Origin of the sequence: Flavobacterium sp. MAHUQ-57, from assembly GCF_051908335.1 — a bacterium.
GTDB lineage: Bacteria > Bacteroidota > Bacteroidia > Flavobacteriales > Flavobacteriaceae > Flavobacterium.
This window is the reverse complement of record NZ_JBPZTE010000007.1, coordinates 1,578,233-1,593,700: the sequence shown is the minus strand read 5'-3', so window position 1 is coordinate 1,593,700 and position 15,468 is coordinate 1,578,233. Positions and strand designations below refer to the sequence as shown.

The 15,468-nt window shown below is 35.4% G+C and carries 11 protein-coding genes; 9 read left to right on the top strand and 2 right to left on the bottom strand.

Annotated elements, in window-relative coordinates:
• Positions 1–53: 53 nt before the first annotated feature.
• The 7 genes from ACS8MM_RS15160 (at position 54) to ACS8MM_RS15130 (ending at position 7,852) form a co-directional block, all read left to right on the top strand.
• Positions 54–713 (top strand): queuosine precursor transporter, encoded by a 660-nt coding sequence (locus tag ACS8MM_RS15160; RefSeq protein ID WP_379718499.1) that lies wholly within the window; start codon positions 54–56, stop codon positions 711–713.
• Between the two features lie 58 nt (positions 714–771).
• Positions 772–1,479, top strand: a complete 708-nt coding sequence (pyrH, locus tag ACS8MM_RS15155; RefSeq protein WP_379718496.1) for a UMP kinase — start codon at positions 772–774, stop codon at positions 1,477–1,479.
• Between the two features lie 72 nt (positions 1,480–1,551).
• Positions 1,552–2,115 carry a ribosome recycling factor gene (gene frr, locus ACS8MM_RS15150; protein ID WP_379718493.1) on the top strand — a complete coding sequence of 188 codons (564 nt, stop codon included), beginning with the start codon at positions 1,552–1,554 and terminating at the stop codon, positions 2,113–2,115.
• Between the two features lie 138 nt (positions 2,116–2,253).
• On the top strand, positions 2,254–3,324 hold the full coding sequence (locus tag ACS8MM_RS15145; RefSeq protein ID WP_379718490.1) for a Ppx/GppA phosphatase family protein: 1,071 nt from the start codon (positions 2,254–2,256) through the stop codon (positions 3,322–3,324).
• Between the two features lie 58 nt (positions 3,325–3,382).
• Complete coding sequence (locus ACS8MM_RS15140; protein WP_379718487.1) at positions 3,383–4,624, top strand: MDR family MFS transporter; 1,242 nt, start codon at positions 3,383–3,385, stop codon at positions 4,622–4,624.
• A gap of 29 nt (positions 4,625–4,653) precedes the next feature.
• A complete protein-coding gene (locus tag ACS8MM_RS15135; RefSeq protein ID WP_379718484.1) occupies positions 4,654–5,517 on the top strand; it encodes a hypothetical protein in 864 nt (287 codons plus the stop codon).
• An 82-nt stretch (positions 5,518–5,599) separates the two neighbouring features.
• The gene (locus ACS8MM_RS15130) at positions 5,600–7,852 is read left to right on the top strand and encodes a DUF5686 family protein (RefSeq protein WP_379718481.1); all 2,253 of its coding nucleotides are present in this window, start codon (positions 5,600–5,602) and stop codon (positions 7,850–7,852) included.
• On the opposite strand, the gene ACS8MM_RS15125 is transcribed toward ACS8MM_RS15130, so the two are convergent.
• Entirely contained in the window at positions 7,835–10,108 is a 2,274-nt protein-coding gene (locus ACS8MM_RS15125) for a cation:proton antiporter (protein WP_379718478.1), read from the bottom strand. The genes ACS8MM_RS15130 and ACS8MM_RS15125 overlap by 18 nt on opposite strands.
• Before the next feature lie 175 nt (positions 10,109–10,283).
• Here ACS8MM_RS15125 and ACS8MM_RS15120 point away from each other — a divergent pair, with 175 nt between their 5' ends.
• The gene (locus ACS8MM_RS15120; protein ID WP_379718474.1) at positions 10,284–12,704 is read left to right on the top strand and encodes an efflux RND transporter permease subunit; all 2,421 of its coding nucleotides are present in this window, start codon (positions 10,284–10,286) and stop codon (positions 12,702–12,704) included.
• Between the two features lie 238 nt (positions 12,705–12,942).
• On the opposite strand, the gene ACS8MM_RS15115 is transcribed toward ACS8MM_RS15120, so the two are convergent.
• Positions 12,943–13,524, bottom strand: coding sequence for a hypothetical protein (locus ACS8MM_RS15115; RefSeq protein WP_379718471.1), 582 nt, complete (start codon positions 13,522–13,524; stop codon positions 12,943–12,945).
• Between the two features lie 477 nt (positions 13,525–14,001).
• On the opposite strand from ACS8MM_RS15115, the gene asnS reads away from it, so the two are divergent.
• Positions 14,002–15,447: an asparagine--tRNA ligase gene (gene asnS / locus ACS8MM_RS15110; RefSeq protein WP_379718469.1), complete on the top strand. Its 1,446-nt coding sequence runs from the start codon at positions 14,002–14,004 to the stop codon at positions 15,445–15,447.
• Positions 15,448–15,468: the final 21 nt, after the last annotated feature.

Below are 15,468 nucleotides of genomic sequence, written 5' to 3'. Positions count from 1 at the left end.
ACTGAGGTTTTTTTATTTCCATAAATCTGCTATCTTTGATAAAAACCTCCTATATGTTCAAAACCAAAAAAGACATAGTTTTTATCATTCTTACCGGAATTTTCATTACGAATGCAATCGTTGCAGAACTAATCGGAGGAAAACTAATTCAAATTGGCCCATTTATAATGAGCATCGGCATACTACCATGGCCTGTAGTTTTTCTCACTACCGATTTAATCAACGAACACTTCGGAAAAGATGGCGTTAAAAAATTATCCTTTATCACAGCTGGACTAATTGCCTACTGCATCCTACTTTTATTCATTGGAACTAAAATCCCAGCATTTGAAACAGGCCAAACCGTGAACGATTCCCAATTTTATGCCGTGTTCGGACAGGGTTTGTTCATTATGATTGCAAGTATTATCGCGTTTTTAGTTTCGCAATTGATTGACGTTTCTGTTTTTTGGATGCTCAGAAATAAAACCGGCAAAAAAATGATCTGGTTACGCAGTACCGGCTCAACTATTGTTTCACAACTAATAGATAGCTTCATCGTATCTGGAATTGCATTTTGGCTTACGGGAAAAGTTACAACAAAAGACTACATCAACATGTCATTCTCTGGATATACATTCAAATTAATTATAGCCATCGCATTGACACCAATGATATACTTAGGACATTTTCTAATTGAAAAATATTTACATTCTGAAGAAAAAAGTACCTAAAAACAGTATTTCTAAAATCACAGATTATCTCTATATTTGCAGGGCAAAATAAACAATCATGAAATACAAAAGAATACTTTTGAAACTAAGTGGCGAAGCACTTATGGGTGAACGTCAATATGGAATTGATCCTAAAAGATTAGGCGAATATGCTGACGAAATCAAACAAATTCATGATTTAGGCGTTGAAATTGCCATTGTAATTGGAGGTGGAAACATCTTTAGGGGTGTAGCCGGAGCTAGTAACGGAATGGACAGAGTGCAAGGTGATTATATGGGAATGCTTGCAACTGTAATCAACGGAATGGCGTTACAAGGCGCATTGGAAGAAAAAGGAATGCTTACACGTTTGCAAACCGCTTTAAAAATTGAAGCTATTGCTGAACCTTACATCAAACGCCGAGCAGTTCGCCATTTGGAAAAAGGTAGAATTGTTATCTTTGGTGCAGGAACCGGAAATCCTTACTTCACTACAGATACCGCTGCTGTTTTGAGAGGTATCGAAGTAGATGCAGATGTTATTTTAAAAGGCACACGTGTTGACGGTGTTTACAATGCAGATCCTGAAAAAAATGCGGATGCCGTAAAATTTGATTATATTTCATTCGAAGATGTATTAAAAAAAGGCTTAAACGTAATGGATACGACAGCATTCACATTAAGCCAAGAAAACAAATTGCCAATCGTGGTTTTCGACATGAACAAAGAAGGCAATTTGCTTAAAATTTGCAAAGGCGAAAACATAGGAACAGTAGTTAATATTTAATGTTTATAGTTTATAGTTCTTCGTTAGGAATTAACTAAAAACAATAAACCAGAAACAATAAACTTATAAAAAATGACTGAAGAAATTAATTTTATACTGGACAGCACAAAGGAATCTATGGAAGGTTCAATTGCCCATTTAGAAAAAGAATTTTTAAACATTCGCGCAGGAAAGGCGTCACCACAGATGTTAGGTGGTGTTTTTGTAGATTATTACGGATCTCAAACACCTTTATCACAAGTAGCAAACATTAACATTCCCGATGCTAGAACCATCACGGTAACACCTTGGGAAAAAAACATGCTACAACCTATCGAAAAAGCGATCATGATTGCAAACATTGGCTTCAACCCAATGAACAATGGTGACAACATTATTATATCTGTACCACCATTAACAGAAGAGCGCCGTAAAGACTTAGTTAAACAAGCAAAATCAGAAGCAGAAGATGCTAAAATCGGTATCCGTAATGCTCGTAAAGATGCTAATACAGATATTAAAAAGTTAGAAAAAGACGGCACTTCAGAAGATATTTGTAAAACTGCTGAAGAGAACGTTCAAAAGTTAACTGATGCTTTCATCAAAAAAATTGACGAGCATTTAGCTATCAAAGAAGCTGAAATCATGAAAGTTTAAGTGTCTTCCGACATACAATGTTAAAAAATCCGCATTTTGCGGATTTTTTTGTTGTTGTATAAATTAATTACTATTATTAACAAAATTTTAATAATTTTGATAGCCTTACAAATGAACCAATAATAAACTGAAAACCCAATGAAAAAGACCAAATTACAGCTATTAACCGTATTTTTACTTGTTTTCCAAACCTACCTATTCGCTCAAGAAAACTTATTTGCAGGAATAGAAATTGGAAGTAAAGGAATAAAAATGTCGGTTTTGGACGTGTATAACATCAAAAAAGGGAGTTATAACATCAAGTCCTATTGGACAGAAAATATTGGAATTGCGAAAGGAATTTCAATCGACGGTAATTTATCCAAAGAAGACATCGACAAAGCTGGAGCTGTCGTATTGGAAAATTACAAAAAATTCAAAAATGAAATCAATGTTCCCGACTCCAACATTTTTATTGTAGGATCATCAGGAGTTGCAATGGCTAAAAACACACAAGAATTAGTCGACAAAGTAAAACTTCTCACCAACAAAGATTTAGAATTCATTGACGCTCAAACAGAAGGGCGAATGTTACTAAAAGGATGTATCCCGCCAGTTGATTATGAAAAATCGATGGTATTGGACATCGGAGGCGGAAATACCAAAGGCGGCTATGTAGATGTTTTTAACAGTGATAATTTTGTTTTCTTTCCATTAAGCTTAAACTACGGAACCGTAACGCTAACGGAGGCTGTTATCAAAAAAACACGAAATGACGAAATTGGAGAATTCAACATCAAATCATTCGGATTCTTACCTACTTTAAGAGAACAAGTAAACGCAATGTATGGCTCTAAACCAGTTGCTTTGGAAAAAGAAAAAGTCTTTATGTCAGGTGGTGCCGTATGGGCTTTCTATACTCTTGCCAATGGTGAAGCCAAAGAACACTTCAACGAGTTCAAATTAGAAGATGTAATCAATTACGACGCTGTATTGAAAAACAATTTCAAACGTTTTGAAGAATTGGCAAAAACAGATAAAAATGTGGATAAAGTATTGAAAACGTATTCTCAAAAATACCTTATCTCTGCCAGCAATATCTTATTGGTTTGTTTAGAAGCCATTCCAGATATCAATGACAAAAAACTATACTTTGCTAAAGAAGGACAAATTGCATGGTTGGTATCTTACATTGCCGATCGTTCTAAAAAAGTAAAAAAGATATACTAAATACAATCTACCATTGCTCATGGTTCCCCCAAGCCATGAGCAATACAAAACCTACGGCATGAAAAAGTACTTAAACTCATACTTTGATAATTTCAAAGGGTTCTCAAGAGAGGTTTGGGTACTCACGCTGATTACTTATATCAACCGAACCGGAGCAATGGTTATGCCGTTTCTCACCAAATACCTCAGCGAAAATTTTTATTTCGACATCACAGAAATAGGCTGGATGCTTGCTTGTATTGGTGGTGGATCATTAGCAGGCTCATGGTTAAGCGGGAAATTGACTGACAAAATTGGCTTTTACACAATCATGCTATCAAGTCTATTTCTCACAGGCTTCGGCATCATCGCATTGATGTTCCTATACGATTTTACAGAACTCTGTATCGGTTTATTTGTTATCACTGCTATAGCTGATATGTACAAACCAGCAATGTATGTTGCGGTTTCTCATTTCACAACCGACGAAACCAGAACTAGAGCATTGACTTTAATTCGATTGGCCGTTAATCTAGGAATCGTGTCCGGTCCAATGATTGCCGGTTTGTTAATTCGAGATAGAAATTACGACCTGCTTTTTTGGATTGATGGTCTGACATGTGTTATCGCCATCTCCACTTTTATGTTACTGATAGATGAAAGCAAAATATACAAAGCGAGAAAGAAAATTCAAAGAAGCAAAAAGCAAAAAGAAATTATCTTAGAAAACAACAAGTATGACAGTAACTTCATCTTGTTCCTTTTTGCTAGTTTCATCACTGCTTTTTTGTTTTTCCAATTGTTTACAACCATTCCGCTTTACAATACACAGAAATTAAATCTAAGCGAGTTTCAGATAGGAATGCTCTTATCCTTAAATGGTTTATTGATTTTCCTTTTCGAGATGCCTCTCATTGGTTATCTTGAAAAAATGAAATACGAAGCAACAAAAATTATTTTGGCCGGATCTATTTTCATGACAACAGGCTTTTTTTGTCTACTCATCTCAAAATCCATTGGGGTTATGGCTATAAGTATTACCTTTATTACCATGGGACAAATTCTTTTGTTTTCCTTTTCAAATACTTTTGCCTTTACCAGAGCCTTAAAAGGGCATGAAGGAAAATACATGGCCTTATATACTATGAGTTTTAGTGTAGCGCAAATTACGAGCCCAAAAATAGGTCTTACTGTCATCAAATCTTTCAGTTATTTTTCCAATTGGCTGTTGATGGGTGTAGTGGGACTAATCGGGATTTCACTCTATTATCTTCTGGATAAAAAAGTAAAAATGGAAGCTATTCAAAAAAATATAACCTAAATTGCACAGCGGTAAAATCACCATAAACCATGTCAAAGAAAACAAGGAAACAAATCAACAATAGTTTCAAGATTATCATTATTCTGTTAACCACTACACTCTTAGGCAGTTTTTTTTACATCTATAAAATATCTGACCGTACGAGAAATATGGTTATTTCCCTAAGAGAACAAAAAATGGAGATTTTAAAGGATTTGGAAAAATCAGAAACGGTACTCAACCAAACTTTGACTTCCAACCATTCGCTTTCCCAAAAATTGGAATCGGAAAAAGCAAAAGTCAAGAAGCTTATCGCCGACTTAAAAAACAAAGACGCTACTGAAAAAACCATCATTGTTTACCAAAAAAATGCCAATGACATTGATGGAAGAATTCAGTTGTTGACCAACGAAATTGAAGAATACAAAAAGAAAATAGACAGCACCAAAACGGCACTTAAAATAGAAAAAATAAAAGCTGACACCTTGGTTAAGGTCAACAAAAAACTGGAAACCAAGCTAACCTCTGCTTCCAAATTGTATTACTATAACTTACAAACAGCTACTTTAAAAGTTAAAAGCTCGGGGAAAAATATAGAAACTCAAAAAGCAAGAAGAGTAGATCTTCTAAAAATTAGTTTTATGATTGCTGAAAATGAATTTGCCAAACCGTCAAAAAAAGACATTTACATTCAAATCATAGACACGAAAAACAACGTCATCGGCACAAAAAAAACAGAAAAATTCGGTAAGGACATCCTAACCTATAGCGCTTATAGCAGTGTAAAATACGAAAGTAAGACTACAAAAATAGAACAAGAAATACCTGTTTCCGAATTGGAAGAAGGCACTTACTTCGTCAATGTTTTCGACAGATCAAAATTAGTTCTCAAAACCTCATTTGTCCTAGAGTAACCCGAAACGTTAAATAATCTGAAATACAAAAGGTTATTTCCTGCAAATACCGTTATATTTGCTCTATAATCCCACATTTTTAATGAGCGTTAAGAATACTACATTTTTTTGGGTACTGCTTGTGCTGGCTTCCTGCCAGATTTCTTTCGCTCAGGAAAGTAAAATTTCCCCAGAGAACATCATTAAAAAATGCATTCTTTCCACCAACCAAAACAACCATAATTTTGAAATACTAGCGTATACCAAACTTATTATTACAGCCGATCCCGAAAAGGTTGAAGGAAAAATTGACTCTATTTTCAAAACGAAAAGAGGAAAGAAAGTCTTGGTTGAACTTGACTCTTCCGATTATAATTTCAAACGAAAAATTAGCAAACAACACCTTTACCAAACCGAAAAACTTTCACGTTTTTACCACGAAAAAAACAAAAACAAAGAAAAGGTTTTAGCCACCAAAATGGCTGGTTTTCAAGAACCCATATACGAATATTTCGCATTACAGCTTCAGCCGTTTTCACCCTATGAAAACAAGTTCACTTTGGCTGAAAAGGATTTTGCCAGTCCAATTTCAAGATCTGGCTTAAAGCAATACGACTATACCTTCGAAGAACTCACCCAATTTAGCGATCGAAAAGTCATCGCCATTAATTTCAAACCCAAATCCGGAAAGAAAAACAATATGCTTACCGGAAAACTATACATTGATGCCGAAAAATTCAGTATTGCCAAAATGCAACTACAATCGGTAGGCATCATCAATGTATACTCGGTTCATGACTATTTTTTCGATACTCAAACTAATAATTGGTTTCCGCTAAAATCATCCTTAACCATCAAAAAAGGAAAAAGCAAAAATCCGGTAAAAATATTAGGCGAAACCATCACTTTTGAAGGCAACAACCCTTTGTTTCTTGCGGAAAACAAAAAAAACGCATCCGATTTTATTGAAATACGTTTCAAGACCAAATTTTACGGCCTTAAAACTGACCATCTTCAACCATTGAAAACCAAAGGAATTTCAGTAGAAATCAGTGAAAGAGCTATTGGTAAAAAAGAAAATCTATGGTACGCCCATCTCAACGACACTATTGATTTGCGCAGCAATCCGACTTATGTCTCAGTAGACAGTTTAGTAGAAGCTAAAAAAATTGAGCGTAAAATTAGAATTGGTCGAAAAATAATAAAAGGATACTACCCGGTTTCCTTTTTTGATTTCGATTTACGTTACCTATTCAAATACAACAACTACGAAGGCATTAGAATAGGTTTAGGCGGCGTTACAAATGAAAAACTATCGAAGTACTATAAATTGGAAGGCTATGCTGCTTACGGAACAAAGGATGGCTATTTCAAAGGAATGCTATCCAATTCTGTTAAACTCAACAAAAAAACTGAAACATGGCTGGGCATTTCTTACAAAGACGACGTTTCCGAAATCGCTAATACGGGTTTTGAAATCGACAAAAAAGTATTCAAAATATACGACCCTAGACCCTTCAACATTAGTACGTTCTACAACCATGAAACCTGGAAAGCATTCATAGAAACTAAATTCGTACCCAAAACCGAAAGTATCTTTCAGATTACACAAAGTTATATCGAACCTAAATTCAATTATCAGTTCGAAAATAACAACCAACTTTATACCGATTTCCGAGCGACAATTTTTACCGCATCCCTACAATGGAATCCTTTCAGCAAGTACATGCAAACACCGAATGGCAAGATTGAAATTGAAAAAAAATATCCTAAATTTACTATTCAGTTTTCGAAATCGATTCCAGGTTTATGGAGAAATAACTTTGATTTTGGAAAAATCGATGTACGATTCGATTTACAGAAAAAATTCAATTCGAACCACAAATTGCTTTTCTTGGCCGAAGCCCAATATACTTTTGGTGATGTTCCTCTAACTCATCTTTACAATCATTCACCAAACAATTTGACCAAAGAAAGACTTTTGCAAAGACTTACTTTTGCAGGGCGTGATAGTTTTGAAACCATGTATTTTAATGAATTTTTCTCTAACAAGCTTGCTTTTTTCCAACTGGAACATCAATTTCCAAAAATAGAAATCAGTCGGCAGGTAAAACCCGTTTTCTCACTCGTAAGCCGATATGGAATAGGAACATTAGACAACAAAGAAAAACATTTGAATATCGCCTTCAAAACACTTGAAAAAGGATATATGGAATCCGGATTTGAATTGAATCAAATCTTTAAAGGAATTGGATTTAATGCTTTTTACCGCTATGGTCCAAATCAACTCCCCAACTTCGAAGACAACTTAGCCATAAAACTAAGTGTTCAAATTAATTTAGGGTTTAATAATTAAGACCGAAGGCAAATTGTCCAGCCACTCACTTTGCGAATCCACTAAATTTTTCCAACTGTCCAAGCTAATCACCATTAAATCTTGTTTGATTAAAAATGGCTTTGATACATTTTCTTCATGTACTAGCGTAATATTATCAGGGTGTTTTTGCTCCAAAGTATCGATAGCACTTTTAATTAAAAAAGTGTTTTCTATCTGATTTTTCACATCCACAACATTCACCTTGGAATTATTATTGAATATAAACTTCTGTATATAATCCACCAGAAAGGCGTCTTCTGATGTAAAGAAAGGCACAAAAACTTTATCTGCGTTGTGAAGATCATTATCCACCAAAATACCAAGTGGCGTTTTATTTTTGGCAATAATCTGACGCGTACGTTCATCAAATATCGAATTGGCAAACAAACCCTCTTTACCAGTCAGTTTATCCAACAAACGATCCGGATTTATAATTCTTGTGGTAAACCCGATAACCTTACCTAAGATAGATCCTTCGAAGATGGATTTCCCTAAACCAACTAAAAGTAAATCATAATCCCCTTTGGAGGCAATTTCGGCAATATCATTTTCAATATCAGTTGTAGCTTTGAAAATAGTACTTATTGGTTGATTCAATGCTACCGATTCTTCGATGATAGGTACAAATGTTTCTTCTTCATACTCTTCAATATTATACCCATGCATTTCATCACTCACCGACAAGTGCATCGCTGTAATTGTAGAAGCCTCTTTTTGCTTTTTCACCATACTATTGGCTAATTTCAACAACGATTTACCCTTTTCGTAATTCCCGAAGGAAATCAAAATTTTGTACTTATTATTTTCGCTGGTAACCTCTTCCGGCAGCACTACTTCTTCCGATCTAAAAATCCAATTGATCAAATCCAAAGCCGGACCTGTCATAAATGTCGTCACTAAGGCCATTATAACCATCATAGTAAAGATCTCCGAAGTTAACACACCTAAATCGTATCCGATATTCAACACCACCAACTCCATCAATCCACGGGTATTCATCAATGCACCAATTGTCAAACTTTCTTTCCAGTTTTGGCCCACAAATTTAGCAGCCAAAGCACTACCTATAAATTTTCCAACAACAGCAACTAGAATAATAAATCCTGTTATTTTCATAAGATACGGATCGTTAATCAACCCGATTTGGGTACGCAATCCCGTAAAAACAAAGAACAACGGTAACAATAAAATCACCGCCACGTCTTCTACTTTTTCGATAAATATATTTCTGAATTTCGAGATATCAGGCATTATTGCTCCCGTCATAAAAGCACCAAACAAAGCATGAATCCCAATAATCTCAGTAGCATACGAGGACATAATTAACGTCAGAAAGAATATCGCCACAACCGGCTTACTCAAATTACCATTGTTCGAATACAAATCCCCTACTCTTTTCAAGAACGGTTTTACCAAGAAAAGCATCGCCACCACATAAATAATAGCCAAGCCAATTACATAAAGCGAACTCACAAAGCTTCCCGCCTTTACGATGGCGATTACAGCCGCCAGTAAGCACCAAGCTGTAATATCATCGGCTGCTGCGCAGGTGATAACGATTGTTCCTAATCGGGTTTTATGAATTCCACGTTCCTGGACAATTCGAGCTAAAACCGGAAAAGCAGTAATACTCATCGCGATTCCCATAAACAAACTGAACGAAAGAAACTCAACACCTTCAGGCGCAAATTGATGGTATATAAAATAAGCAAGACTAATTCCCAATGCAAAAGGAAATACAATACTCGCATGACTAATCACAACAGCGTCGTTCGCTTTATTTTTCAACACTTTCAAATCGAGTTCCATTCCGATAACGAACATAAACAAGATTAATCCTATTTGGCTTAGAAATTGTAAATTCCCCAAAGATTCCTTCGGAAATAATGCCTGTGAAAACTCAGGAAAATAAAGACCAATAAGTGATGGCCCCAAAAAAATACCTGCTATAATTTCACCGATTACAGAAGGTTGGCCTATTTTTTTAAATATCCAGCCAAAGAAACGAGCAACAATAATAATGGTAATAATTTGCGCCAGCAAAATAGCCAATGGATGATGCACATTATGCATCAACGACTCTAAAAATTGATGCCATTCCGTATTTCTGGAAGTCGGTGCAATCACTTTACGTCCTATTTCAAGAGATTTCCCCTGTCCTACAATCCAATACATTAGAGCAATGAATCCACCAGTGAAAACAAAATAAAAGATGGCGTTTTTTAACTTTTTCATAGTTGTGTCAAGTCGAGTCTATTGACAACAAAGATGGCAAAATAACCATTGAAATAAAAACAATCTATTAAATATTCATTATAATTTAAAAAGCATATTCATAGCATTGGAAAAAATCCACTTCAACTTCTTAATTCTTTAGGTTTTACTTACCTTTGTCAACCACTTTGGTTATATGAAAAAATTACTCAGCATAGGTTTTTGGGAACTAATTGCCCGAATCATTTTAAGAAACAGAATTATTATTTTACTTGGTGTTCTTTTGATCACGTTCCTTTTTGCTACACAGTGGAACAAGATTCGATTTACCCAATCGGAAGCCAATCTAATCCCCGCAGACGACAAAGTTAATGTAGACTACGATAAATTTCTGGACAAATTTGGCGAGGAAGGCAACCTAATTGTTATTGCTACTAAAGACCCCAACTTATTTACCCCAAAAGTATTTAAAGCTTGGAACGAATTAATGCAGAGCATCAACAGCCATAAAGAAGTAGATTTAATCATATCGGTAGATAATCTTAAAACACTGACCAAAAACGACACACTCAAATCGTTTCAGTTAACTAATTTAGTCGACTCTAATAAAATCAATGACCCGAACTATTTACAAGAAGTTCGAAAAGAATTACTCAACAACCTTCCCTTTTACGAAGGACTGCTTTTCAACAAAAAATCAGGAGCCATTCGCTCGGCCATTTACATCAACAAGAAAATTGTCAACACCAAAGCTAGAAAAGAATACATTCTAAACTCGTTGATTCCTGAAATAAAAAATTTCAAAGACAAGACCAATATAGAGCTTCATGTCTCTGGAATGCCTTACATCCGAACATTGAATGCCAAAACAATCATTGACGAAATCGGATTGTTTATTGGTGCCGCATTACTTATAACCGGACTAATATTCTTTTTCTTTTTCCGATCGGTAAGAGCCACTATTATCTCTTTAATCATAGTAATTATTGGTGTAATGTGGTCTTTTGGGCTTTTAGGATTACTAGGTTATGAGATAACTGTTTTAACCGCCTTGGTTCCTACTTTGGTAATCGTAATCGGAATTCCAAATTGTATTTTCCTGATCAACAAATACCATCAAGAATACCAAAAGCATTCCAACAAAGCCAAAGCACTTCAACGTGTAATTACCAAAACCGGAACGGCAACCCTAATGACCAACCTAACAACAGCATTAGGTTTTGCTACTTTTATAGCCACCAACAATGTATTATTAACAGAGTTTGGTGTCGTAACATCAGTGAACATCATTACGCTGTATTTATTGTGCTTGGTCATTATCCCTATCTTCTTTAGCTATATCCCAGCACCTATCCCAAGACATTTAGGACACTTGGAAAGAGAATATCTAACCTCATTTTTCAAATGGATTGTCAATACTGTAAAATACAACCGTGTAGGCGTGTATATCGTAGCTATTTCGTTATTGATTATCGGAATGATCGGCATCCACCGCATGAGAATATCCGGAAGCATCATTGAGGATATGCCCAAAAAGACTGCCTTTTTCGAAGACATCCGTTTTTTCGAAAAAGAATTCGATGGCGTAATGCCTTTAGAAATCATGATTGACACCAAACGTAAAAAAGGGGTTATGAAATTATCAACCCTGAAGCGTATGGAAGAATTGGAAGAAACCATCATGGAAATTCCTGAGTTGTCCAAACCACTTTCGGTAGTGAATTTGGTAAAATATTCCAAACAGGCTTACTACAACAATAATCCTGATTTTTACGAATTGCCAACAGCACAAGAACAAGCTTTTATCTTATCTTATGCTAAAAACGCAACGCAGAATTCAAAGGAAAACCTAATGAAAAGCTACGTCGATTCTACTGGACAATATGCTAGAATCACGACTTTCATCAAAGACGAAAATGGCGAAAAAATGGAAGCAATCGAAGCGCAAATTCGCGCCAAGGCAAGCAAACTATTCCCATCACCTCGTTACGAAGTAATCATCACAGGAAAACCATCGGTATTCCACAAAGGCACTAAATACTTGCTAGACAATCTTCTTTCCTCTTTGCTTATGGCTTTTGGATTGACCGCAGCTTTGGTTGCCATCATGTTCCGTTCTTTTAAAATGGTTCTGGTATCAATCATACCGAATCTATTACCACTATTAATGACAGCCGGTTTAATGGGCTTTTTGAACATTCCTTTAAAACCTTCTACTATTTTGGTTTTCGGTATCGCTTTTGGAATGTCTGTAGACGACACACTCCGTTTCTTAGCACAATACCGTCTCGAATTATCGCGTAACGACTGGAAGATAAAAAAATCGGTATTCGCCACTTTCGATGATGCCGGCATTAGCATGTTCTATACATCAATTGTACTGTTTTTCGGATTCTCAGTATTTATGCTCTCTAGCTTTGGAGGAACAGTCGCACTTGGAGGATTAGTTGCGTTAACGCTATTCTTCGGAATGCTTTCTAATCTGGTTTTATTACCTTCGTTAGTCCTTTCACTAAACAGAACTTTAGCCAACGAACAAGAATTCATCAAACCAACCATAGACATTCTCGAACCTAGCGACGAAGAAGTCGAAGCAATAGAAAAGAAAGAGAAGTAAAAAATCTATACTTGTTCAAATAATAAAAAAGCACCAAATATTTTGGTGCTTTTTTATCTAAATTATATTCTTACAATACGATTAAACTAGATATTTGACACGACTATATTTCAAAAAAAACGAGAAACAACAATTGAAGCCAAACTATCGTGATGAACAAAAACCAACATTACAACCAAACAAATTGAAACAAAAAAAACACCGATGCTATCGGTGCTTTTTTCTATATTAAAAACTATTAATTGAAAAACGAGGCGTCTAATTCATACTTGAATACTCCATTATTCAATTGAAATGGTCCTACTAATTCATTTCCGCTCTCAACCATATAACTAAAAGCAAATGTCCCTTTTACAATCTTAGTAGCCAGATCAAATTCGGTTATTGTCAAAGTTCCGGAAACAGACTTGGTTTTCTTACCTTCACCAATGTGAACCAAACCCGCAACAATATCAGTTCCGTTAATTCCGGTTGTAGTCTCATCATAAATTGAGTACGTTCCTACTGCCCATTTCGACTGAGGTATTCTGATATTGATTACAACCGAATTACTCGATGGAGTATCTGCTAGAGTGATATCCGAACCCTGAAGCAATAAATAATTATAATCTAAAGTTGGATTCTTTTTGTAATTTTCAACAACAGTCTGAAAAGAATTGGCATCAACATACGTTTGAGGCTTCAAATTGGTATAAGCAACATTGTTAATATCTCCCGACATAAAGGTAGGTTCAACTATGTTTTGGTCATCCGCAGGTTCAGGACTACATGATGATAGCAATACTATCATTGAGGTAAAAATTAGGGCTAAATTTTTCATTTGTAGACGTTTATATTTTTTTTACAAAGATAAAGTCCAAACTCCGCTAGAGATATTTTCTATTTGTTAAAAAAACGTTAATCGATGAATAATTATCAATAACGTAACGAAAAATCGCATTTACTTTAAATAAAATTCATAATAATTTTTTATTTATTAAACATTATTTAACAAAAGTGCAAAGTTTACTCAAAATAGAACAATTCAATATTCTTTATGTTTTTTCATAATTCGCTGACAAATAATCAATTAAATCCAAACTAGGATGCAAAAAAAACACACAAAAATCACAACTATCTGAAAATCAATTTTTTAGTGTTTTGCATTCCAAATCAGAAAAGAGCATAAAAATACATCTGTAGCTCTTTCATTTCTACCTTTCACTTTTCACACAAATCCACTATATTTGCTGATTATTAAGAAATTGTTTTTTAGATTCAGCCTCCTGAATTCTAATTTTTTAAATTCCTATTTTAAATGAGACATACAAAAGTTAAAGACTTACTAAACAGTACGAAGACATTACAAGAAGTAACAGCTAAAGGATGGGTAAGAACTTTTAGAAATAATCAATTTATTGCGTTGAATGACGGTTCAACAATTCATAATATTCAGTGTGTAGTCGATTTTGAAAACACACCAGAAACCACGCTAAAAAGAATTACAACCGGTGCAGCAATTTGCGTAAGCGGTGAGCTTGTAGAAAGCCAAGGCGCAGGTCAGAAATACGAAATCCAAGTAAAAAAATTGGAAATCCTAGGAGATTCTGACGCAGAAAAATTCCCGATGCAACCCAAAAAACACTCATTGGAATTCTTACGCGAAAATGCACACTTACGCGTTCGCACCAACGCTTTTGGCGCGATCATGCGTGTACGTTCCGTATTATCGTTTGCTGTACATCAGTATTTCCAACAAAAAGGGTTTGTTTACGTTAACACACCAATCATAACAGGTTCGGATGCTGAAGGTGCAGGGGAAATGTTCAAAGTTAGCGCATTACCGTTTGATAATACGCCACGAACTGAAGACGGAAAAGTAAACTTCAAAGAAGATTTCTTTGGAAAAGAAACTAACTTAACCGTATCAGGCCAGTTAGAAGCTGAAACCTATGCTATGGCTTTAGGTCAGGTATATACCTTCGGACCAACATTCCGTGCTGAAAACTCCAACACTTCACGCCACTTGGCGGAATTCTGGATGATCGAACCGGAAGTTGCTTTCAATGATTTGGCAGACAACATGGACTTAGCCGAAGATTTCATTAAATATGTAATCAAATACGCTGTAGAGAACTGTGCAGACGACTTAAAATTCTTAGAAGGTCGTTTGGCAGACGAGGAAAAACAAAAACCTCAAGCGGAACGCAGTGAAATGAGCTTGTTAGAGAAATTAAACTTCGTATTAGACAACAACTTCAAACGTGTTTCTTATACTGAAGCTATCGATATTCTAAAAGACTCAACACCGAATAAAAAGAAAAAATTCCAATACCTTATTGAAGAATGGGGTGCCGATTTACAAAGTGAGCACGAACGATTCTTAGTGGAAAAGCATTTCAAATGCCCAGTAATTTTATTTGATTACCCAGCTAAAATTAAAGCGTTCTACATGCGCCTGAACGACAATACCGAACCAGGAAAAGAAACCGTACGCGCTATGGACATCTTGTTCCCTGGAATTGGTGAGATCGTTGGTGGCTCACAAAGAGAGGAACGCCTTGATGTATTAATTGAAAAAATGAAAGCATTAGGTATTGACGAAGAAGAATTATGGTGGTACTTAGACACACGCCGATTCGGTAGTGCAGTTCACTCTGGATTCGGACTAGGTTTTGAGCGTTTGGTTTTATTTGTTACAGGTATGGGTAATATCCGTGACGTAATTCCTTTCCCAAGAACACCACAAAACGCAGAATTTTAATAGTACCGTTCAATGTTTACA

Bases quoted from the DNA above. Each gene is read 5' to 3' on its own strand.
- pyrH (WP_379718496.1), top strand. From the start codon at position 772: ATGAAATACAAAAGAATACTTTTGAAACTAAGTGGCGAAGCACTTATG.
- ACS8MM_RS15145 (WP_379718490.1), top strand. From the start codon at position 2,254: ATGAAAAAGACCAAATTACAGCTATTAACCGTATTTTTACTTGTTTTC.
- ACS8MM_RS15135 (WP_379718484.1), top strand. From the start codon at position 4,654: ATGTCAAAGAAAACAAGGAAACAAATCAACAATAGTTTCAAGATTATC.
- asnS (WP_379718469.1), top strand. From the start codon at position 14,002: ATGAGACATACAAAAGTTAAAGACTTACTAAACAGTACGAAGACATTA.
- frr (WP_379718493.1), top strand. From the start codon at position 1,552: ATGACTGAAGAAATTAATTTTATACTGGACAGCACAAAGGAATCTATG.
- ACS8MM_RS15160 (WP_379718499.1), top strand. From the start codon at position 54: ATGTTCAAAACCAAAAAAGACATAGTTTTTATCATTCTTACCGGAATT.
- ACS8MM_RS15140 (WP_379718487.1), top strand. From the start codon at position 3,383: ATGAAAAAGTACTTAAACTCATACTTTGATAATTTCAAAGGGTTCTCA.
- ACS8MM_RS15130 (WP_379718481.1), top strand. From the start codon at position 5,600: ATGAGCGTTAAGAATACTACATTTTTTTGGGTACTGCTTGTGCTGGCT.
- ACS8MM_RS15125 (WP_379718478.1), bottom strand. From the start codon at position 10,108: ATGAAAAAGTTAAAAAACGCCATCTTTTATTTTGTTTTCACTGGTGGA.
- ACS8MM_RS15115 (WP_379718471.1), bottom strand. From the start codon at position 13,524: ATGAAAAATTTAGCCCTAATTTTTACCTCAATGATAGTATTGCTATCA.
- ACS8MM_RS15120 (WP_379718474.1), top strand. From the start codon at position 10,284: ATGAAAAAATTACTCAGCATAGGTTTTTGGGAACTAATTGCCCGAATC.